Source organism: Acinetobacter pittii ANC 4050 (genome assembly GCF_000399685.1).
Taxonomy (GTDB): Bacteria; Pseudomonadota; Gammaproteobacteria; order Pseudomonadales; family Moraxellaceae; genus Acinetobacter; species Acinetobacter pittii_E.
Genome location: NZ_KB976987.1, coordinates 1,680,738 through 1,699,747, shown reverse-complemented (window position 1 = coordinate 1,699,747; position 19,010 = coordinate 1,680,738). Strand labels below are relative to the sequence as shown.

Annotated in this window: 25 protein-coding genes; 24 read left to right on the top strand and 1 reads right to left on the bottom strand. The window is 38.5% G+C overall.

The window, feature by feature from the left end; all coding sequences use genetic code 11:
* The first annotated feature begins 87 nt into the window (after positions 1-87).
* From F931_RS11765 to F931_RS11670, 21 genes are all read left to right on the top strand, one after another.
* Positions 88-864 (top strand): AraC family transcriptional regulator, encoded by a 777-nt coding sequence (locus F931_RS11765; RefSeq protein ID WP_016141582.1) that lies wholly within the window; start codon positions 88-90, stop codon positions 862-864.
* 205 nt (positions 865-1,069) lie between these two features.
* A complete protein-coding gene (locus F931_RS11760) occupies positions 1,070-1,825 on the top strand; it encodes a hypothetical protein (protein ID WP_016141581.1) in 756 nt (251 codons plus the stop codon).
* Positions 1,826-1,838: 13 nt separating this feature from the next.
* On the top strand, positions 1,839-2,789 hold the full coding sequence (locus F931_RS11755) for a major capsid protein (RefSeq protein WP_016141580.1): 951 nt from the start codon (positions 1,839-1,841) through the stop codon (positions 2,787-2,789).
* 42 nt (positions 2,790-2,831) lie between these two features.
* Positions 2,832-3,158 (top strand): HeH/LEM domain-containing protein, encoded by a 327-nt coding sequence (locus tag F931_RS11750; protein ID WP_016141579.1) that lies wholly within the window; start codon positions 2,832-2,834, stop codon positions 3,156-3,158.
* A gap of 3 nt (positions 3,159-3,161) precedes the next feature.
* Entirely contained in the window at positions 3,162-3,542 is a 381-nt protein-coding gene (locus F931_RS11745; RefSeq protein WP_016141578.1) for a hypothetical protein, read from the top strand.
* A complete protein-coding gene (locus F931_RS11740) occupies positions 3,542-3,910 on the top strand; it encodes a hypothetical protein (RefSeq protein WP_016141577.1) in 369 nt (122 codons plus the stop codon). Before F931_RS11745 ends, F931_RS11740 begins: the two co-directional genes overlap by 1 nt.
* Positions 3,911-3,951: 41 nt before the next feature.
* Complete coding sequence (locus F931_RS11735) at positions 3,952-4,548, top strand: hypothetical protein (RefSeq protein WP_016141576.1); 597 nt, start codon at positions 3,952-3,954, stop codon at positions 4,546-4,548.
* 189 nt (positions 4,549-4,737) lie between these two features.
* Positions 4,738-5,091, top strand: coding sequence for a hypothetical protein (locus F931_RS11730; protein WP_080649698.1), 354 nt, complete (start codon positions 4,738-4,740; stop codon positions 5,089-5,091).
* A 124-nt stretch (positions 5,092-5,215) separates the two neighbouring features.
* Positions 5,216-5,623, top strand: coding sequence for a hypothetical protein (locus F931_RS11725; protein WP_016141574.1), 408 nt, complete (start codon positions 5,216-5,218; stop codon positions 5,621-5,623).
* Positions 5,595-5,963, top strand: coding sequence for an HK97 gp10 family phage protein (locus F931_RS11720; protein WP_016141573.1), 369 nt, complete (start codon positions 5,595-5,597; stop codon positions 5,961-5,963). The genes F931_RS11725 and F931_RS11720 overlap by 29 nt, the downstream gene beginning before the upstream one ends.
* Before the next feature lies 1 nt (position 5,964).
* Positions 5,965-6,363: a hypothetical protein gene (locus tag F931_RS11715; protein WP_016141572.1), complete on the top strand. Its 399-nt coding sequence runs from the start codon at positions 5,965-5,967 to the stop codon at positions 6,361-6,363.
* Position 6,364: 1 nt separating this feature from the next.
* Complete coding sequence (locus F931_RS11710) at positions 6,365-6,583, top strand: hypothetical protein (RefSeq protein WP_016141571.1); 219 nt, start codon at positions 6,365-6,367, stop codon at positions 6,581-6,583.
* A 107-nt stretch (positions 6,584-6,690) separates the two neighbouring features.
* The gene (locus F931_RS11705) at positions 6,691-7,212 is read left to right on the top strand and encodes an SH3 domain-containing protein (RefSeq protein WP_016141570.1); all 522 of its coding nucleotides are present in this window, start codon (positions 6,691-6,693) and stop codon (positions 7,210-7,212) included.
* A gap of 101 nt (positions 7,213-7,313) precedes the next feature.
* On the top strand, positions 7,314-7,664 hold the full coding sequence (locus tag F931_RS11700; protein WP_016141569.1) for a hypothetical protein: 351 nt from the start codon (positions 7,314-7,316) through the stop codon (positions 7,662-7,664).
* Positions 7,664-8,650, top strand: coding sequence for a phage tail fiber protein (locus F931_RS11695; RefSeq protein WP_016141568.1), 987 nt, complete (start codon positions 7,664-7,666; stop codon positions 8,648-8,650). The genes F931_RS11700 and F931_RS11695 overlap by 1 nt, the downstream gene beginning before the upstream one ends.
* Positions 8,651-8,745: 95 nt before the next feature.
* The gene (locus F931_RS11690; protein WP_016141567.1) at positions 8,746-9,663 is read left to right on the top strand and encodes a phage tail tube protein; all 918 of its coding nucleotides are present in this window, start codon (positions 8,746-8,748) and stop codon (positions 9,661-9,663) included.
* A 68-nt stretch (positions 9,664-9,731) separates the two neighbouring features.
* Positions 9,732-10,247 carry a hypothetical protein gene (locus F931_RS11685; protein WP_016141566.1) on the top strand — a complete coding sequence of 172 codons (516 nt, stop codon included), beginning with the start codon at positions 9,732-9,734 and terminating at the stop codon, positions 10,245-10,247.
* A gap of 261 nt (positions 10,248-10,508) precedes the next feature.
* Positions 10,509-10,622 carry a hypothetical protein gene (locus F931_RS22685; RefSeq protein ID WP_080649487.1) on the top strand — a complete coding sequence of 38 codons (114 nt, stop codon included), beginning with the start codon at positions 10,509-10,511 and terminating at the stop codon, positions 10,620-10,622.
* Positions 10,623-10,711: 89 nt separating this feature from the next.
* Positions 10,712-11,419, top strand: a complete 708-nt coding sequence (locus F931_RS11680; protein ID WP_016141565.1) for a hypothetical protein — start codon at positions 10,712-10,714, stop codon at positions 11,417-11,419.
* A gap of 89 nt (positions 11,420-11,508) precedes the next feature.
* The gene (locus F931_RS11675; protein WP_016141564.1) at positions 11,509-12,192 is read left to right on the top strand and encodes a hypothetical protein; all 684 of its coding nucleotides are present in this window, start codon (positions 11,509-11,511) and stop codon (positions 12,190-12,192) included.
* 1 nt (position 12,193) lies between these two features.
* The gene (locus F931_RS11670) at positions 12,194-12,646 is read left to right on the top strand and encodes a hypothetical protein (RefSeq protein WP_016141563.1); all 453 of its coding nucleotides are present in this window, start codon (positions 12,194-12,196) and stop codon (positions 12,644-12,646) included.
* A 66-nt stretch (positions 12,647-12,712) separates the two neighbouring features.
* Here F931_RS11670 and F931_RS11665 read toward each other — a convergent pair whose 3' ends face one another.
* Positions 12,713-12,997 carry an Arc family DNA-binding protein gene (locus F931_RS11665; RefSeq protein WP_016141562.1) on the bottom strand — a complete coding sequence of 95 codons (285 nt, stop codon included), beginning with the start codon at positions 12,995-12,997 and terminating at the stop codon, positions 12,713-12,715.
* 122 nt (positions 12,998-13,119) lie between these two features.
* Between F931_RS11665 and F931_RS11660 the strand changes: the two genes are divergently transcribed.
* The 3 genes from F931_RS11660 to F931_RS11650 all read left to right on the top strand — a co-directional run bounded on the left by F931_RS11660 (position 13,120) and on the right by F931_RS11650 (position 18,961).
* Positions 13,120-13,323, top strand: a complete 204-nt coding sequence (locus tag F931_RS11660; RefSeq protein ID WP_016141561.1) for an Arc family DNA-binding protein — start codon at positions 13,120-13,122, stop codon at positions 13,321-13,323.
* Between the two features lie 2 nt (positions 13,324-13,325).
* On the top strand, positions 13,326-14,171 hold the full coding sequence (locus F931_RS11655; RefSeq protein WP_016141560.1) for a BRO-N domain-containing protein: 846 nt from the start codon (positions 13,326-13,328) through the stop codon (positions 14,169-14,171).
* Between the two features lie 68 nt (positions 14,172-14,239).
* Positions 14,240-18,961 (top strand): tape measure protein, encoded by a 4,722-nt coding sequence (locus F931_RS11650; RefSeq protein WP_016141559.1) that lies wholly within the window; start codon positions 14,240-14,242, stop codon positions 18,959-18,961.
* Positions 18,962-19,010: the final 49 nt, after the last annotated feature.

The following is a 19,010-nucleotide window of genomic DNA, read 5'->3' as shown; positions in this document are numbered from 1 at the left end:
AATAAAGGGATTAGAGGGCATTATTGTTAAAACATGAATGTCTGATTACAATTATTAGGACTCAATATATTAATTATTGGACAAATAGTGAAAATTGCTCATGACACAGTTTTTGATCCAGATATTTTTGAAGAACTTGTAGTTGGTATTGCATCTGATATGGGCACACACGATTCAGGTCTGCACAGGCATCTTCGTCATCAGCTACTTTTTTCGGCCGTTGGGAGTATCACAATTGAATTAGATAAAACGGTTTGCTTGCTTCCTCCACGCCGTGCAGTCTGGATACCAGGTGGTACTACTCATCGTGCCATAATGCGTGGCGTGTTAGCTTATCGATCCTTGTACTTTTCACCCAAACTGCCACTACCAGAGCTACCATTAAAAATTTTTGAGGTGAATTCCTTATTTTTTGAAGTTATAGAAAGAATGGCATTCTGGCCATGGGGAATGAAAGCAGAACAACAGATGAGTCTAATCTCGGTCTTTTGTGAGGAAATACAGGCAGCACGAAGTGAAAACTGGCAATTATTATATCCTTCAGACGCACGCCTTGATTTATGGCTAGACAGAGTTCGTATGGGCGAGTTACCTCCACGTTTAGGCCAACTAGCTCAAATGGTGGGAGGGTGTGAACGCACAATTAGTCGAATATTTATTCGAGATACTGGGATGAACTATCAAAGCTGGAGACAGCAATGGCGACTGTTAAAGGCTATGGAAATGTTAGCAGAAGGCCAGCGAATAAGTCAGGTAGCTCAGCAACTTGACTTTACTAGTGATAGTGCATTTATCATTTTTTTTCGTCAGCATATCGGCACAACTCCGACCCGCTACTTTAATAATGTTAATACTGAAAATTAGTAAGTTTTTTGGCTTTCACTATTCACTAAATATGAGTGATGAAGATGCGTAATAAATTATTTAAAAATAAAGCTGTATAGCTATATTTAGAGAAACAGTTTTAAAGATCAAGCGAAGCGTCCTTAGGGACGCTTTTTTATTGCCTGAAGCTAAGCAGAAGGTTCCACAAGTAAACCCGCTAAGCGGTATCTCTAGGAGATTATTTATGTCTGATGAAAACAAGATTGATTTGGAAAACCCTGAAGTTAAAGCGGCGATTCAAGCTGCAGTAGATGAAGCCGTCAAAGGCCTCAAGGAAAAAAATTCGGAGCTTATCAACGATAAGAAGGCCCTTAAAGATGAATTAACTTCATTAAAAGGCAAAGTTGATGGGCTGGATTTGGATGCAATCAAAGTTCTACTTGATAAATCCAATCAGGACGAAGAATCAAAACTGATTGCTGAAGGCAAGATTGAAGAAGTCATCCAGAAGCGCACCGAGAAGATGCGTGAACAGCATGAGAAGTTACTCAATGCCGAAAAAGAACGGGCTGATAAAGCAGAAGCTTATGCCAACAAGTTCAAGCAGTCAGTGGTTCAGAGTCAAATTGTACAGGCTGCTCTAGAACTAGAGGCTTTGCCGGAAGCAACCGCAGATATTGCATTCCTTGCCCATTCTAAATTTGTACTCGATGAAAACGGTAAGGCCGTAGCAGTCGATACACAAGGTGAAGTAATCATTGGTAAAGACGGTAAGACGCCGTTATCACCAAAAGAATGGGTGGAAACCTTACGTGAACAAAAGCCTTATTTCTGGCCTAAAGCAAATGGAACTGGTTCACCTGGTAGCACCAATACAAAAGGACAGGTCGATATCACAAAACCAGATGGTTCGGTGAACCTGACCAAACTTGCCCAATTACGAAATGAAAATCCGCAGCTAGCTAAAGAGCTGGCTGCAAAACACGATATTAATCTTTAAGGAGTAAAGCCTAATGGCTGAGACAAAAATTGCTGATGTAATCGTACCCGAGTTATTTACTCAGTACGTTTTAAATAAAACTGCCAAGAAATCTGCTTTATGGCAGTCGGGAATTGTAGGGGAGCTGGATGTCGAAGTTGCATTCGGTACACAAGGCGGATCTACCGTAAATATCCCATTCTGGAACGATTTAGACGGGGAATCTGAAGTACTTTCAGATGCGACACCTTTAACTGTAAACAACATTGCCGCGGGTCAGGATATTGCCATTTTACATGCACGTGGTAAGGCTTGGGGTGCCAATGATCTCGCAAAAGCTTTATCTGGGGATGACCCACTTGGCGCAGTTGGTGATCTGGTGGCTGATTACTGGGCACGTGAATTCCAAGGCTTTACCGTGAATACTCTTAAAGGAGTGTTCGGTTCAGCAAGTATGGCAAGCAATACACATGACATCTCTGCTGGTACTGGAGCCGCGGCAGTTATTGATGGTGTTTCATTTATTGATGCGTCTTACAAGCTAGGGGATGCAGTCGATAAATTAACGGCTATTGCCATGCATTCGGCGACCATGGCTGCACTAGCCAAACAGGGCTTGATTGAAACCGTACGTGATGCAGATGGCGTGGTGCTCTATAAAACTTTCATGGACCGCCGTGTGATTGTCGATGACGGTATGCCAGTTGATGGTGATGTATTCACATCATTCCTGTTCGGGCAAGGCGCTATAGGCTTTCAGGATATCGGTGCTCCTGTAGGCGTTGAGACTGACCGAGACAGTCTTGCAGGTGCGGATATTCTCATTAACCGCCGTCACTTTGTCTTGCATCCTCGTGGTATCAAGTGGGCTGGTGCAATGGGTGTCGCACCGAATAATGCAGGTCTTTCAACTGATACCAACTGGGAACGCGTCTACGATCCAAAGCAGATTCGTATTGTGGCGTTCAAGCACAAAGTTAAATAAAGACGGGCGGAATTATCCGCCTTTTCTTTTGGAGATAAATCAATGGGCCTATCTGCATTTAACCGCATGAGAGAACGTCAAATGACACACGCAAAAGTAACTGAACTCGAAGAACAACTGGCAACACTGAAAGGTGAGTTTATTGCTTTTCAGAATAATCCTGAGGCAATGAAAGCACGTATTGCTGAGCTTGAATCTGATGAAGGAAACCAAATTCCAGAAGGTGATCAAAAACCAAGTGAAGTCCAACCAATCAACTACACAGGGCTTAAAGTTGATGAGCTTCGTGCTGTATTAACTGAAAAGGGTATTTCATTTGAATCAGGTGCTAAGAAAGACGAGTTATTAGCGCTACTTCCAAAGGAATAATTCATGAGCTTTATCACTGAACAAGAAGCGATAGAACATGTTGAAGGCTTTGATGCTTTATCTGCCAGTGATAAGGCTCAATACCTTCAGATGTCAGAAGCTTATTTATTAGCACGTAATGTTAAACCTTATGAAGATGTAACCGAAGTTCCTAGGCCTTTAAAAACTGCCTCTTATCAAGTCATCAAAGGCATTATGAAAGGGGAGATATACCAAGGGCAGGAACAAGCATTAAAGCGTAAGAAAGTAAAAGCCGATACTGTTGAGACCGAAAAGGAATATCAAGACGGATCAGTAAAGCTTAGTGCGATCGAGCAATTCATTCTTGATTTGATCAAGCCTTATAGCAAAAGAAAATCCGTATTTTTTGTGAGGAAAATCTAATGGGCCTACGTGAAGAATTACGAGCTGATATTGCTGAAGCGTTTAATGAAGATTTAGCTGACGCTGTTCATATATTTACGTGTGAACGGGCATTTAAAAAGAATTGGGATCCTAAGACTGAAACTTATCTTGAAGTTAAAGAAAATTATTCTGGCCGTGGCGTACTATTCGGCTCATACAGTCAATATGAAATACAAACGCTTGGAGTACTGGCTACAGATAAGAAAGCAACTGTGCTTCAAAATGAAGTGACCATGGCCCCAAAGATTGATGATGAATGGGTAACAGCCTTAGGCTCATTTAGAGTTATTCATATTCAACAGGATCCAGCAGAAACTATTTGGAAATGCCAGTTGAGGAAAATATAGGAAAGATTCTATATAATTAGGCTTGAAATATAGGAGTTCTTATGAATAAGAAATTTTTACTATGGAGTATAATTTTATTATCAGGTTGTTCATCTGTTAATAATCCAGTGAAGCAAGAATTAACTCCCACTAATATCTCAGATGCGTATAAAGAAATTTCTGAAATCAAGGATTACAAATCTCGCTTATTTTTAAATTATGCAAAAGAAATAAAAACAAAATACCCCGAGATGAAGACATCAACTTATGGTCGTCCAATGTCTATAAGATTTAATCTTGTAAGTTCAGATTACTATTATGAGCATAAAAATGACAAAAAATGGTTAAATTTTTATCTATCACAGAGTTTTGATGAAAAAATATGGAGAGATCTTTATGTGTATTCAAAACATTCAGGAAATTATCAAGCATCTAAAGATGAAGCTATTAAATATTGTAAAGAAATTACTTCACTTATCTCTCCAAGCTTCAGCATTGTAATAGATAAATTAAGTCGTGATTTAGAATTAAAAGAAAAGAAAGGATCTGTACGAGCACTCAGTACTTTCAGTGGGAGTTTTAATATCTTGTTAAATGGTGAGGAGTTTGATGAAGGTGGGCCCTTTATATGCAATATTACTCAGTTTGAAGATAGTTAGGCTACTGAAAAAAGATAGCTGAATTGACTGATTTTCTATTAATTAAATATCCTTTTATAAATTTAATGAAATTATATGGCTACAACTACCCATAGCACACTTTATATTTCTCGTACAAGCAATTACGAGGGCGATGGAACTGACGATAAAGAAGAATTTATTGAGACATGTAATATTCATTTTAAAGATCTGTTTAAAGATCAAAAAGCCATCTCTACGCTTTCTGAAACTGAAAAAAAATACTTTGATAAATGTGTTTCAGCTTCAAATGATAAATATGCTGCTGAAGAGGTTATTTATGATCTTGGAGTTGGTTTTGCGATACTAATTGTGTTGCTGGGTATAGGCTGGGGATTCTATGAGGCGAAAAAATCTTTAAATACCCCAATGATACTTAATCCCAAGGAAAATCCTGAGAATGATGCCAATAGAGATTATATTTCTGACGGGATTATCATAGTCTTTATTTCCGTAATTATTGCTGCATTTATTTATCTAATATTTAGTTTTGTTTCCGGTATATGGATATCGATTAAATATTAAAGTTTCGAGCAAGGCGGATACGGAACCAAAATGTATTAGGAAACTAAATTGTAGTATTAATTTATGGATATAAGCTTAAACCCACTTCGGTGGGTTTTTTAATGGGTGCAAGTTAGGAGTTTAGATGATAAGTACAGATTACATTCCCTTATGGCGCATCTCACCATTTCAACATGTGCATTACACGCTGGCACGAAATCAAATACATATGGATCTGCTTTTCGATGATATGAATCATGTAAATCAGTTTCTTTCCGTTGAAGGCGCAGCTGCTCAGGTTGATTATTATTTTGATGGCGCTTATGCAATTGTCCAGCTTGGCGATACGTCAGAAAGAAATCCCATAGAAGTCTATGGACTGCTTTTGCATGAAGCTGTTCATGTTTGGCAGAAGGTTAAAAAGCTCATGGGTGAAAAAGAGCCTAGCTCAGAATTTGAAGCTTACTCAATTCAAGCAATCGCTCAAGACCTTTTCGAAATGTACGGAGAAAGCGAGGTAAAGCATGGGATGGAAGGGGAAAAAGCCGACTAGTTTTAGTTTTGATGTGGCTAAGACAGTAGAAGATAAGGTAAAGAAAATTACCATGGAGATTGTGCAATCACTAGTCGTTTCAAGTCCTGTTGATACTGGTGCTTATCGGGCCTCACATATAGTCTCTATCGGTTCAGGTGAGTATGGCGTACGAGGACCAGAAACAAACGCCGTTCAGGATGCTGCAATTCAAGCTGTGAAGTTTAAGCTGGGTAATTTGGTCTACATACAGAACAACCAGCCATATGCTGAACGCTTAGAAAATGGCTGGTCTGATCAAGCACCGCAAGGTATTTACAGCACTACGTTTACTTATATTTCTCAAAAGTATGGTGGTTAGAATGGCAATGACTTTAGAGCAAACTAGACAAGCTATTATTGACCGCATGCAAAGCTTTACAGGTATTGCCCAGGACAGAATTCAGTATCCAAATGCACCAGGATTCAAGGTACCAAAGGAAGGCTTGTGGTGTCGCTTAACGATTGCAGGTGGACCCAGCTATATGTCTGGTATTGCTGATAATCCTTGTACACGTCGTACCGGTAATATCATGATTCAATGTTTCGATCGATTACATACTGGAGAAAAGGCTTTAACGGTTCTTAGCGATGCTTTGTTGGCACATTTTGAGTATTTCTCAATCGAACATTTAGAATGTTTGAATGGACAATCCATTTATGCGGGTAAAGATGCCGACTTCATTCAGTATAATGTGAGCATTGGGTTTAAGGTGAATTGATATGTTATGTATGCTGACATTAGAAGAAATCGAAATTAAACGGCAAGAACTGGAACGACATCTTGAGGATGTTATGTCTGTAGAGTTGAGCAAATGGCAAAGCGAAAATAAGCTATGTGTATCTGATGTGAATATCCGTTTGGCCAACGTTCAGTGCATAAATGGACCCAAACATAATATCGTTACTGGAGTTAGTGTTGATCTAGATAATGAGTTTTGAGTTCAAGAAAGAGCTACTGGAAGTTGGTTATTTTTAATGACTTAGCATATTATCATTTGTGATTACATTCTGTTACAGTAATAGAAATTTATAACAAATGGTAAAACATGAAAAAATCTACTTTAGGCTGGGGTGCCGCTGGATTAGTTGCTTTAGGGATTTTTGGTTCTGGAAATGACAATACTTCAAGAAACAATTCAAACTCTGGGGAAGCACAAAATTCAGTTGAAGAGGTTATAGAATCCAAATATATCAATACCAATACACTTAATATTAGAGATAAGCCTAATGGTAGTGTTGTAGCAAAACTTGGACGTGGTGAAAAAGTTGATATTTATGAGAAAAAAGGAAACTGGGTACGTATCTCATTAAGTTCCTCGTCACCTCAGTGGGTATCAACAAAACTATTATGTGAAACGGATGGTTGTTTTAAGCAAAAGTCTCGATCAACTACATCAAATAATTATCAGGCCTTAAAATCTAATCCTCATCATTCTGAAAGAAAACAGAAAAAAACCTATTACGACAGTGATTGTTCATGTGCTGTAGTGGATTATTGTGTGGGACCAAGAGGTGGGCATTATTGTATTACGAGTGGAGGTAATAAGAGATATAAACCAAGGTACTAACAAATTTATTAAATACTGAAAACCTCCATTTTGAGAGGTTTTTTTACATCTTATTCACTACCACCTCATCGGTGGTTTTTTTATGTCTATAGGAATCACTTATGAGCAATTTCGTTTTTAAGCGTGGTGACACATTCAACTTAAATTTGCAGCTCGTTGATATGGATGACGCGCTGCAATACCCACCTGATGATGTACGCCGTGCAATTGATCTGACGGGTTACACCTTTACATCTCAGGTCAAAACTTTGGAAGGCACTGCTGTGGGTACATTAACTTGTGCTGCATTAAGTCAGAGCACTCAGAAAGGTTGGCTGAATGTGAAGTCTGGAACAAGTACTGCGGCTTGGCCTTTGGGATTAGTTCAAATGGATATTAAAGCAGTGGTGAGTGGTACTACACAGCATACCGAGACTTTGATATTCCAAGTGATTGATGGAGTAACTGCGTAATGGCCAATCTATTATTCAAGTTTAGTTGGGATCATCGACCTTTCCCATATAACTCAGCGCAAGGTAAGCGTCAGTTTATGTTGCCGTTTGCTTCCGGTATTCCAAACTTAACACCAAATTTCTCTCAAATTCAAAATATTCCTACAAGTAATCCGGCATCACGAACGGTCGGAACAAGCGCTGGTAATGTAATGGAAGTTGGAGCATTCGGTCTTGGTGGTGTTATGGCTGCTGGCTCTAGTGCTTATGCATTAACAGAAACCGATGCGACGGATTACCCAGCAGGCAATGGTTTTGCTTGGTCTAATACTACAGCTTCAGAGTCAATCCCTGCATATTGTTGTGGATTGACCATGACCCGAGGTGCTGGAGTACACGCTCAGATTTTAGCCGCACCAAGTAGTCATGAAATTTACTATCGGGTAAGACACTCGAATGTTAATTCAGGTGCATATTCACTTTATAAAATGTGGACGCAGAAAAATACGACTGTTGATGGCAATGGATTCATTAAATCAGCTTCACCAATTGTTAAGTTATTTAATGATCATATCGAATTGAATACAGAGGCGGAAAAGCAGCCAATAACATTTGAGTTGTTGGGAGTCGGCAATTACCTCATTAAGGGCTCACTTGGTTTTGCTCAAGAAGGCTGGTACGTGGAAGTTCCTAAAGATGCCAATGGAAATACTGTTGTTGCTGTTGCTTATGAAACCCTAGAGAACGGTGATATTTCAATTAAGACTTATAAGCGTAAGTTTGATATTGAGCTTGCAGCAGTTGTTGCGGACCTAAGTAGTCCTCTTGATATTCCAGAAGGCCGTTGGATCGATATTCGTTTACATGAAGAGCCTAAGCCAGAATTTGAAGAAACAATGAGCGAGACACCAGTTCAGTTTCAGCCTACCAACTTATCTGAAGCAGTTGCTGCGGCCATGAATGGAGTTGAACCACCAGCAATCTCAGAGACAGATGAATCGCTTTAATAATCCGCTAATTTAGCGGTTTTTTTACGCCAATTTTAATAGCGACCCTGCTGACGAAGCGGGTTTTTTTATGCCTAAATTTTGGAGAACCATAAATGAGTTCAGGTTCAAAAATTCGATTATATGCTTGTGAAGAAGCAGTTTTGGGAACTACTCCTGCAAATCCTGTCTGGTACACAGTTCGCCGTGTTTCAGATGGCTTATCAGAAAACGTCTCTACTGAAGAGAGTAGCGAAGTTGTTAACTCCCGCTTTCGTCAGGGAGGTGTAGTCACTGAGGCAGAAGTAGCAGGTCAGTTAGAGTTTGAATTGTCAGTTGGAACATTCGACTTATTCTTAAGTGCACTTGCATTTAATAACTGGGCGGGAAGCTCTTTAAGTTTTGGTGGGACCGTACGTAAATCATTAACTTTAGTCAAAGTCTTTGAAGATATTGGTCAGGTTTTTATTTACCGTGGTGTTCAGGTCAATACAGGCGAAATCACGATACAGACTACAGGTAAAATTACTGGCAATTTCGGACTTGTTGGTAGTTCTTTTACTCGTCAGCAAGTTAACCCCGTTGTTAATCCTATTGCTGCTTCAACTCGACCATTGGTTAGCATGCCAAATGTTGAAAACTTGCTTGTAAATGGCCAGTCGATTCAAGGTAAAGCCTGCATGCAATCTCTGACGCTTTCATTCAATAATAATCTGGAAGCAATTCGTTGTATTGGTTCAGGTAAGTACACGCCAGAGTTCTACATTGAGAAGATGATGGATATCGAAGCAAATGCATCATTTATGTTCTCGGCCACTGCAGCTGGTTGGATTGATGCTATTAAAACTCGAGATGTATTCACTTTGTCTTTCGATATTAAAGACAGTAAAGGTAGTAAGTACTCACTTAACTTCCCTCAATTAGAGGTAATGGAAGCCAATCACCCGGATGGTGGAGGTGATGACATCATCACAGTAGATATTAACTTTGCTCAAGTTCGTACAGCACCAACGATTGTACGGGCTCTTGTGTAATTCAATTTAAATCAATAAAGCCCATGGAGTCCCATGGGCTTTTTATTTCTTAAATTTTAGAGGTAGGTATGGCTTTAAAAGTCGGAATTATTCAAAGCTCAGAAGTGTCTAAATGGTGTGAATTTAAGGGCGCAGATGGTCAAGTGCAGGCAGAGTTTAAAGTCCGTGGTATCGCATATAAGCCTTTTCAGGTAGCCGTTGAGCGTGCAGGTAATCAAATCTCATCTAAAGGTTATGACGTGATGGCGAACGATCCATCAGCAAAGCTGTACCATGAGCTTTTGATGGATGCTTGCGCAGCTCACTTAATTGAGGACTGGAAAGGCGTGGTATTTGCACAAGTTGTTGAAGGAAAGACTGTAGAAACTGAAATGCCTTATACACCGGGAAATGCTTCAAAATTACTGAATATGGGTGATATCGGTATTCAAATCTGGTTATTCGTGAAAGAACATGCTCAAAAAATTCAGGAAGAAGCTGATAAGGATAAGGCGATGATTCTGGGAAAGTCATCGAGCTCTACAAATACCAAAAATCGTATGCGTCGAAAACGCCGCACGAAATCGAACAAATTAAATTCTTAGGTGGCCGTATTCCGGAAACTCCAGAATATTCTTATGCAGCTGATTCAATTCTTGCAGCCTTTAGCACGATTATTAGATCTCGGAGATATGAACAGGGCATCCCACTGTCATTAGACCAGCAGGCTATCAATGTCTACGCTGAAAACAATGATTTACCTGTTGATACTCATATCTTTACTGACTGTATTTTTGCTTTAGATAATCTATTTATTGAGGAAGCTCATAAGAAAATTTCAACCAAGCAAAAATAATAGAGCACCTATGAACATACTAAAGTTCTTCAAAAGTTTTAATACGGTAGGCACCTATCTCAACCTTGCAATTATTTTATTAATGGTTTTGGTGGTTTATTTCTACTTTATTAATCCAAAATAAGTGGGAAATAGTTTGGAGCTACCACCTTTGGGTGGTTTTTACTTTTCTGAACTGTTAAATTTTATTCATTATTGAAATTGGATTTCTTCATGAAAAAGATTAATAAATTTTATTTTTTAAGTAGTCTTTTACTTACTGGATTAGTAGGCTGCGCTACTCCGGTAAAATACAACTATACTCAACAGAACTATAAATCTACGGACCTAAGTTATCCTGAAATTGGGGAAATTGTAACTGCTACAGTGGGAGAGACAATGTTACAACAAGGTAAAGTTGTTGAAAAAGAAGTTTTAGTTATACCCAAGGATTTTCAAATTGATAAATATTTAATTTTAACCGCAGGTAAATATGAAAAAATTGGTTTTAATGATAATGTCCAAATTTTTCTAGGTAATAATTCATTTCTACCCGAAGGTGGTGCAGTTCTGAGAAGAAATACTATAGATTCATTGTATAGCATAGCTTTAAAGGAAAATAATAAACTTTGTGCATTACCACCTTTCGGAGCTGATCACTGTAATAATAATAAAAATGCATACATCACAAAAGTAAAAATCCATGCCAAGGATTCGTTCCAACAAAGCTTAATTTACAATGGTAGGGTTGGAAATAAAATTAATATTGGCTATAGAGAGTTTTCAAGTGATTATGCTAGACCTGCATTTAGTAACAACGTTGAATATGATTTGAATGATACAAAACAAATCGGATATAAGGGCGCAATGCTAGAGGTAATAGATGCCAATAATCAGCAGATTAAATATAAAATTTTGAAAAATTTTAATAATGCTAAATGATTAAACTACCCTTGGATGGTTTTTTACTTATGTGACATTTAGTAACCACTTTGTTAAAGTTAGTGCACTTTATAACAAATGGTTAAATCATGAAGGAAATGTTAGCTGCTGGTTTAGTGGGTCTGGGATTAGTTGGGTGTACTACTCCTCAAATCGGTAATTATATTCCTAAAACTGCCAATATTAGTAAGCCACCGATTGGTTCCATTAATACAGCATATGTTGGGGATTCATTGGTTTCTCAGGGAAGAGCTGTAGAGCAAGATGTTCTGGTGATTGATTCAAATTATGATCTGAATATGCAATATAAAGTATTCGCTGGTAAATATGCTCAGGTAGGTCAGGACAAAGACAATAAGTATTATTCACTGCGGGAACTTAAGAAAAATACTGAAGGAGCTAGAGCAAAACTACTATCCGACCCACCTAGTGTATTCATGATTAATAAGAAAGGTTGGCTATGTGTTGTAACCATTTACAATACTAAGTCTTGTGGAGACGCGATAGGTGTGAGTTTTAAAGCAGAGGGTTCAGTTAATGAAGACTCATTCCAGCAAACTCTAATTTATAGTGGGAAAGTTGGGAATAAAATCAATATTGGTTATCGTGAGTTTTCAAGCAATATAGCTCGCCCAGTATTTAATAACAATGTTGAGTATGATCTAAGTCAATCAAAAGAGATTGGATATAAAGGCGCACTTCTAGAAATTATTGAAGCAACAAACCAAGATATTAAATACAAAGTGATTAGAAACTTTAATAAGGTTGATTGAGATGAAAAGAGTTATTTTATTATGTTTGGTTTTGCTCTCAAGTTGCTATGTAAGTGCTGAAAGTTACATTCAATCTAAAAAGCTTGTTAGAAATTCTTTAGTTACTTGTTTAAAAGATCCTGAGAATTCAAAATTCTCAGCAGCATATAATAGTTGTCTGTTAGATGCTTCAAATGATTTTCTAGAAAAAGCTAATATTGAGTTTAAGCAACAGTACAATAATGGAAATGCCAATACCCGAGACTTATTAACAAAAGATCGAAATATATACACCAGGGCTATTAAGTTTTGTGAAATTTACCAAAATCTTAGTTATGAAGGCTTTACTAAGGAGGCTCTTTGTAAGCTTCAAATAGCAAAAGAATACTTGAGTCTACTAAAGAATGGAAATTCTGCATTACCAAATAATTGGAAAATAGAAGATAGAGTTGATAAGTTATTTATTGGTTATTAATAAATTGATAAAACATTAAGAAAGCACCATAGGGTGCTTTTTTATATAGTGGAAATTATATTGAATTTACTTAGTTTTTTTTAGGTCATCTATAAGGCTGTCCAACAACTTCAACATTTTAGCGTTATAAAGTTCATTTTGTTCTTTAAGAGCTTTGTTTTCATCTATTAAAGTTTTAAACATGTTGTTAATTTCTGCTATGCCTTCTTTTTTGGACTTCTCATCGAAAAAAGTTTGCTCAAGGCGAGTTTGCGCCTCAGCATTAATAGAACGACCACTATCAATTGCGGCCTCTTTAATCTTCTCTTTTAATTCCTCGGGAATTCGTAGATTAAATTGAATGTCAGCCATTTTAAAATAACTAAATTAAAAGTTGCTAGCATTATGCTATCAAAAGTTGTTGACATCAATATTAGCATATTGCTATGTTAGCAATATGCTATCAAGTGGATTCATACTCAAGAGGAGACAAAATGAATGCTGTGCAATTGAACACAAGAATGCCTGAGGAAATAAAAGCCTTTTTGATTGAACAGGCAAAAAAAGAAGGACGCTCTTTGAATAACTATTTAGTTAGACATTTTGAAGAGTTAAAAGTGAAATCAACAGACAACAAAAAAGCCCAACACTTGCAGGCGACGGGCTTGATTGATGTCAACAACCAAGAGGTAAGTTAACAATGGCTAGTCTAGCATTAACATTCAATGATGTAAATTTTTCACCCATTCAACGTGATAACCAAATTTGGTTATCTTCTTCTGAATTAGCCAAAGCTTTAGATTACAAACAAGTAGATGCAGTAACTAAAGTATATAACCGAAATTCAGATGAATTTACTGAAAAAATGACTCAGGTAATTGATAATCCTCAGGCGCCCAATTTGGGCGTGCGGATATTCAGCCTACGTGGTTGCCACTTAATTGCAATGTTTGCTCGCACTGCTGTAGCAAAGCAGTTCAGAAGATGGGTGTTAGACATTCTTGATAAAGAAGTTGGTGCTCCAGTTGCCAGAACCCACAAATCAGAACGCACTCCACTACATGATGCACATGCTTTACTTGTGGCTAAGACTAAACACCTAAATTCAAGTGATGCATGGAAAATTATCAATCAACGTTTTGGTACAAATAGTATTGATGAAATTCCTTATGACATGATTCCCGTAGCGGTTGAATATGTTCATCATTTGATTGCTATGTACAGTAGTGCAGAGAAGAAGTCACAAGGTTCATTTTTTGATAAAGAAGCATACGAGCTAGTTCGCAAACTTACAGAAGCAGTCATAATAGAAAATGATGAAATCATTCCAGTTTTGCTAGCTGTTAAAATGCTTGATATGAAGAAGTTTGCTTATTATTCACACTTAGTAGTTAAAGCGAATGAAGCAGCACGAGATATCTCTCGATTGTTAGATTTTAGAAATGTACAAAATGAGCCTTTAATTGATGCAAACTGTTCAATGATAGCTATGTCAAATGGACATCGATTTCTAGCGCGACCAAATTGGTTTAACTGCCCAGCTTAGTAATTTTATTTAATTTAAACAAAACCCACTCAATGAGTGGGTTTTTTATTGCCTGGAGAAAAGTAAAAATGGCACAAGAATCTCGTCTGGTCATTGTTATTGATTCGCAAAATGCTGAACGTAACGCGCGTAATCTAGGCAATGAGCTCAATAGTATTGAACGTAAAGGTGAGTATGCTTCCAAGTCAATGGATGGCTTATCTGTCTCTACACGTGCACTTGCTGGCTATATGGCAGGGTTGTTAACAGTTGGATCAGCCGTATCAAAAATGGATGCCTATACTGGCCTGCAGAATAGATTGAAGTTGGTTACTAACAATCAAGCTGAGTTAAATAAAGCAACTGAAGATACTTTTCAGATTGCTCAAAGAACCTATTCTGCTTGGGATTCAGTTTTACAGGTTTATCAGCGCTTTAGTGATAATGCCAAGACATTAAATCTTACTATGGATGATACTGCTCGCTTAACTGAAACCGTATCAAAAGCAGTGGCCATTAGTGGAGCAACTGCGGAAGCCGCCGATGCAGCATTAGTACAATTTGGGCAAGCACTTGCCAGTGGCACATTACGCGGTGAAGAGCTGAACTCTGTGATGGAACAAACCCCAGCATTAGCAAAGGCCATTGCACAAGGTATGGGGATTACCGTAGGAGAGTTGCGTTCAGTAGCCGCTGAAGGAAAAATTACATCACAAGAAATTGTGAAAGCTCTAAGAAATGTGGAGTCTGATGTAGATGCATTATTTGGTAAAACTGATATCACAATTGGACAATCATTAACTCTTTTAAATAATGAAATTACCAAATTTGTAGGAGAAGCTGGGAAAGGCTCAGGAGCCGCACAAGTACTTTCTGGTTCGATTCAGGTACTTTCAAGTAATTTGAACTTACTGGCTGACGCAGCACTTATCGCTGGTATCGGATTAATTACCCGTGCAATTTTACTAAAAGGCGCAGCTGTTAAAGAGGGAATAGTTTCTACTTTAGCTAGTCGCCAAGCTTCTATAACTAAGGCTCAAGCAGAACTTAGTGAAACGGCAGCAACTTTAAATACAGCTAAAGCACACCTTGCTAATGTTCAGGCAACTAATGCTGAGACTCAAGCTAAATACGGAGCTACTGCAGCTGCTTTAAGATACACCCAAGCTCAAGCCGCTGTGACAGCAGCAACCAATGCACAAACTGCTGCACAAACCAGACTGACTGCTGCTACGTCATTAGCTGGTGGTATTGGCAGTCGGGCTCTTGGACTTATTGGAGGTCCTATAGGTGCTATTACTATTGGTATTTCCGCTTTAGCCGCAGGCTATATGTATTTTCAAGAGCAAGCGGAAAAAGCTAATAAAAAGCTAGAGGAGCAAGCAGCGGTTGCTAATAAAACGGCTGAAGAACTTAAAAAATTAAGAGGAGTTGAAAAGCAGTCCGCTATTGATGATATGACCAAGGCATTGGAAGCTCAAAATAAGGAATTGAGAAAGACTGAACTTGCTGTCGGTGCTGCATTAATTAATATTCAAAACTATGCGGTTGGTAATGCAGAACTTGCGAAAATTTCTAATGATGCACGTACGGGTACTATTAGCTATACCGAAGCCATTGAACGATTAAATGGAATGAAAATTCCACCTGACTTATATAATGCACTTAAGCAACAAGTTGAAAAATATGACGAAGGCTATCAAAAGGGTACTAAGTTAGTTGAAGGTTTAAAGAATGTTGGTATTGAAAGTAAATTAGCTGGGAATGCTGCGCAAAACGCTGCACTCCAACATCAACAACAAGCGAATGCGCTTGGAAATACAGCAACTGAAGCAGAAAAAGCATCGAAGGCTTTACAGGATTATCGGGATAAGCAAAGAGATAATGTACTTGATTCAATCTATAAATCAGGTTTGCTTGATTCGGGATATACAGTTGCTCAGGCTAACGCGATTCTAGAGCTGCAAAAAGCAAAAGGAATGAGTGCAATTTTATCTAAAGATGAAATTGACAGTGCTTTGCGAAACCTCAAAATTATTGAGGAACAACAGGAGCGCGAAGAGAAACTAATTGAGTCCAAACGTAAGCAGACAAAGGAGTTGGAGCAGCAGGAGAAAATTACTAAACGCCTTGTAGGTGTATCGGGTAAATCAGGTATTGGTACAGGCCCTCATCTTGATGTCCGCTATGGCGGTTCAATGTCTGGTCAGAAAGTATCAAATGAGCACCTAGCCCGATTGCAGGCAGGTGGTAAACCATTATCTTCCTATAAGATCAGTTCAAATTATGGTCCACGAAAAGCTCCAACTAAAGGGGCTTCTTCGTTTCATAAGGGTATTGATTTTTCAATGCCTGAAGGTACACCGATCACCACTAACGTCGCCGTCAAAGATATCAAGACATGGTATGACAGCAAAGGTGGTGGTTATGTCAGTGAAGTGATCTTTGAGGATGGTGTTTCTCTTAAGCTTCTTCATCAATCGCCAAAAATGCAGAGCAAAGTGAAAGGTGGTGCTAGTAAGGGAAGTGATAAAGCTTCGGGTGATATTCAATCGCAACTTGATCGTCAGTTAGATGCTCAGCGTTCACTTGAAAATGAAGTGGCCACTGAAGTACAGCGGATCCAGAATAACTTAACTGTTAGATTGGAGGATGTTGATAAAGCAGGTTTTACCCCAGAACGTACTGCTGAAATCAAGGCAGAATTACAGCGCCGTGCAGATAATGATATTGCGATCGCCAAACAAGCGATTAGAAGCAAACTTGAGGACTACAAGGAATTCCAGAAAACCGAGGAACAGTTACTTGAAGAGTCCTTTAACCGTAAAAAGTTTAATGCAGCTCATGACATTGAATTAAGTAAATCTGAACAAAAGCAAGCAGTAGAGTTGCTAGAACAGCAATATCAGCAAGAATTAGGACTGATGAAATTAGCCCAAGAGCAGCGCTTATTCCAAGCACGTTTATCTCTGCTTTCAGAAACTCAAGCCATGCAGGAACGGTATAGACTTGAACGGGAGGAGATTCTTAAGAATACAAAGCTTTCAATTGAAGAGCGTCAAAAGCTAATCGCATTATCTAAAGCAACTCAGGACAAAGAGACACGCGATAAGGTGAGTAATGCTGTTCAGAACTGGGGCAGTATTCAGGCTGACATGAATGGTACCAGTGAGTTCTATAGACAGGATCAGGAACGGTTTAGCCGCTTGGGTGCTGCAAATGAATTAGCTGATAGCCAATATGCAGCAGTTGATTTAGACGAACAAAACGGTCTAGATGGCTTGAATGCACAAATGGAAGCTGGATTAATTCAGCAACAGGATTTTGAAAATCAGAAGACTGCCATTATTCAAGCTGCTCAAGAGCAACGGAATCAAATTTACAGTGATTATGCTCAGAACGTTAAGGATATTGAAGACAAGTATCATCAAGATAGATTAAACGCTCAAATTGCTCTTGGTGGGCAAATGATGGGTTCAGTTACATCAATGTTTGGTTCTATGTTTGGTGAACAATCCAAAGCCTACAAGCTCATGTTTGCTGCAGATAAAGCTTATGCAATTGCAGCTGCCGGTATTGCTATTCAACAAAATATCGCTGCAGCTTCAAAAGTTGGTTTTCCTTACAACTTGCCTTTGATTGCCGGGGCCGTTGCACAAGGTGCCAGCATTATTGCAAACATACGGGCAATTAAGGATCAAGGCTTTGCTGATGGTGGTTTTACTGGATCTGGTGGCAAATATGAACCTGCGGGTATTGTCCATAAGGGAGAGGTTGTTTGGTCCCAAGAGGATATTCGCCGTTGGGGTGGGGTCGGTTTAGTTGAGAACATGCGTAAGAGCTCAGGTCCTGAAGCATTTATCAATAACCATGCTCAAAACAACACTTCAACCGAAAATGTTTTTAATCGTTCATTCTTAAGCTCAAAAGCTTTTACTGAAAATAATGAAATTTCAAATATCTCTAACATTTCTAATCCGAAAATTCTAAATAGTTCAGTTTCAAACAGTACTGTTCAGAATGCTCAGAAAGAATTGTCTAAGGAGGTTTCAATTTTCAGAGACAGTGGAATTTTAGGCTCGATTGTATTAGATCCATCTAAGAGTTATGCAGACGGAGGTTATACAGGTAAAGGTAGGAAATATGATCTTGCTGGAGCTGTGCACAAAGGCGAAATTGTCTGGTCACAAGATGATATTAAAAAATGGGGTGGTGTTGAGAAGGTTGAACAGATGAGAAGGGCGACAAGTCCAGATTCATTTATTTCAAACTATGCTCAAAATAATTCCTCTTTTGAAAATATCATCAATCGGGCTAGTCAGAGCTCAAGGATTTTTAACCAGAGTAAAGAAATCTCGAACATCTTTAATCAACCGATTCAGGATGGCCAGATTATTTATAAAGGCAATACAAGTGCTGCTAAATCTCCTAATTCAGCTAATTCAGATTTATTCCATGACGGGAAAGTTTACTTTTCTTCAAATGGTTTAGTTCAGGATCGTTCAAATATTGATGATGTGAAGGACTTTACCTTAGGACAATCTTCACGTCCTCAAGCTGAGATTATGCCTTCAATCGAACCTGCTTCACCGACTATCAATTTCAAGATTGAAGTAGTTAATCAGGTAAAAGGGGCAACTGTTGAAGCTGAACAACTGGATGAGAAAACAGTGCGGATCATTGTTAAAGATGAACTGGATAAACAGCTTCCAAAAGCGGTACCGAAACTGGTAAGTGAGGATATTAAAAATCCGAACTCAACTATCAGTCGGTCTTTGACTGAGAATACAACCGCAAGAAGAAATCGTTAAATAAAAAACCACCTTCCGAGGTGGTTTCATTTCATAATTTCTAAATTTC

Excerpts from the sequence above, each read along its gene's own strand:
- F931_RS11760 (WP_016141581.1), top strand. The coding sequence starts at position 1,070 with ATGTCTGATGAAAACAAGATTGATTTGGAAAACCCTGAAGTTAAAGCG.
- F931_RS11755 (WP_016141580.1), top strand. The coding sequence starts at position 1,839 with ATGGCTGAGACAAAAATTGCTGATGTAATCGTACCCGAGTTATTTACT.
- F931_RS11750 (WP_016141579.1), top strand. The coding sequence starts at position 2,832 with ATGGGCCTATCTGCATTTAACCGCATGAGAGAACGTCAAATGACACAC.
- F931_RS11745 (WP_016141578.1), top strand. The coding sequence starts at position 3,162 with ATGAGCTTTATCACTGAACAAGAAGCGATAGAACATGTTGAAGGCTTT.
- F931_RS11740 (WP_016141577.1), top strand. The coding sequence starts at position 3,542 with ATGGGCCTACGTGAAGAATTACGAGCTGATATTGCTGAAGCGTTTAAT.
- F931_RS11735 (WP_016141576.1), top strand. The coding sequence starts at position 3,952 with ATGAATAAGAAATTTTTACTATGGAGTATAATTTTATTATCAGGTTGT.
- F931_RS11725 (WP_016141574.1), top strand. The coding sequence starts at position 5,216 with ATGATAAGTACAGATTACATTCCCTTATGGCGCATCTCACCATTTCAA.
- F931_RS11720 (WP_016141573.1), top strand. The coding sequence starts at position 5,595 with ATGGGATGGAAGGGGAAAAAGCCGACTAGTTTTAGTTTTGATGTGGCT.
- F931_RS11715 (WP_016141572.1), top strand. The coding sequence starts at position 5,965 with ATGGCAATGACTTTAGAGCAAACTAGACAAGCTATTATTGACCGCATG.
- F931_RS11710 (WP_016141571.1), top strand. The coding sequence starts at position 6,365 with ATGTTATGTATGCTGACATTAGAAGAAATCGAAATTAAACGGCAAGAA.
- F931_RS11705 (WP_016141570.1), top strand. The coding sequence starts at position 6,691 with ATGAAAAAATCTACTTTAGGCTGGGGTGCCGCTGGATTAGTTGCTTTA.
- F931_RS11700 (WP_016141569.1), top strand. The coding sequence starts at position 7,314 with ATGAGCAATTTCGTTTTTAAGCGTGGTGACACATTCAACTTAAATTTG.
- F931_RS11695 (WP_016141568.1), top strand. The coding sequence starts at position 7,664 with ATGGCCAATCTATTATTCAAGTTTAGTTGGGATCATCGACCTTTCCCA.
- F931_RS11690 (WP_016141567.1), top strand. The coding sequence starts at position 8,746 with ATGAGTTCAGGTTCAAAAATTCGATTATATGCTTGTGAAGAAGCAGTT.
- F931_RS11685 (WP_016141566.1), top strand. The coding sequence starts at position 9,732 with ATGGCTTTAAAAGTCGGAATTATTCAAAGCTCAGAAGTGTCTAAATGG.
- F931_RS22685 (WP_080649487.1), top strand. The coding sequence starts at position 10,509 with ATGAACATACTAAAGTTCTTCAAAAGTTTTAATACGGTAGGCACCTAT.
- F931_RS11680 (WP_016141565.1), top strand. The coding sequence starts at position 10,712 with ATGAAAAAGATTAATAAATTTTATTTTTTAAGTAGTCTTTTACTTACT.
- F931_RS11675 (WP_016141564.1), top strand. The coding sequence starts at position 11,509 with ATGAAGGAAATGTTAGCTGCTGGTTTAGTGGGTCTGGGATTAGTTGGG.
- F931_RS11670 (WP_016141563.1), top strand. The coding sequence starts at position 12,194 with ATGAAAAGAGTTATTTTATTATGTTTGGTTTTGCTCTCAAGTTGCTAT.
- F931_RS11665 (WP_016141562.1), bottom strand. The coding sequence starts at position 12,997 with ATGGCTGACATTCAATTTAATCTACGAATTCCCGAGGAATTAAAAGAG.
- F931_RS11660 (WP_016141561.1), top strand. The coding sequence starts at position 13,120 with ATGAATGCTGTGCAATTGAACACAAGAATGCCTGAGGAAATAAAAGCC.
- F931_RS11655 (WP_016141560.1), top strand. The coding sequence starts at position 13,326 with ATGGCTAGTCTAGCATTAACATTCAATGATGTAAATTTTTCACCCATT.
- F931_RS11650 (WP_016141559.1), top strand. The coding sequence starts at position 14,240 with ATGGCACAAGAATCTCGTCTGGTCATTGTTATTGATTCGCAAAATGCT.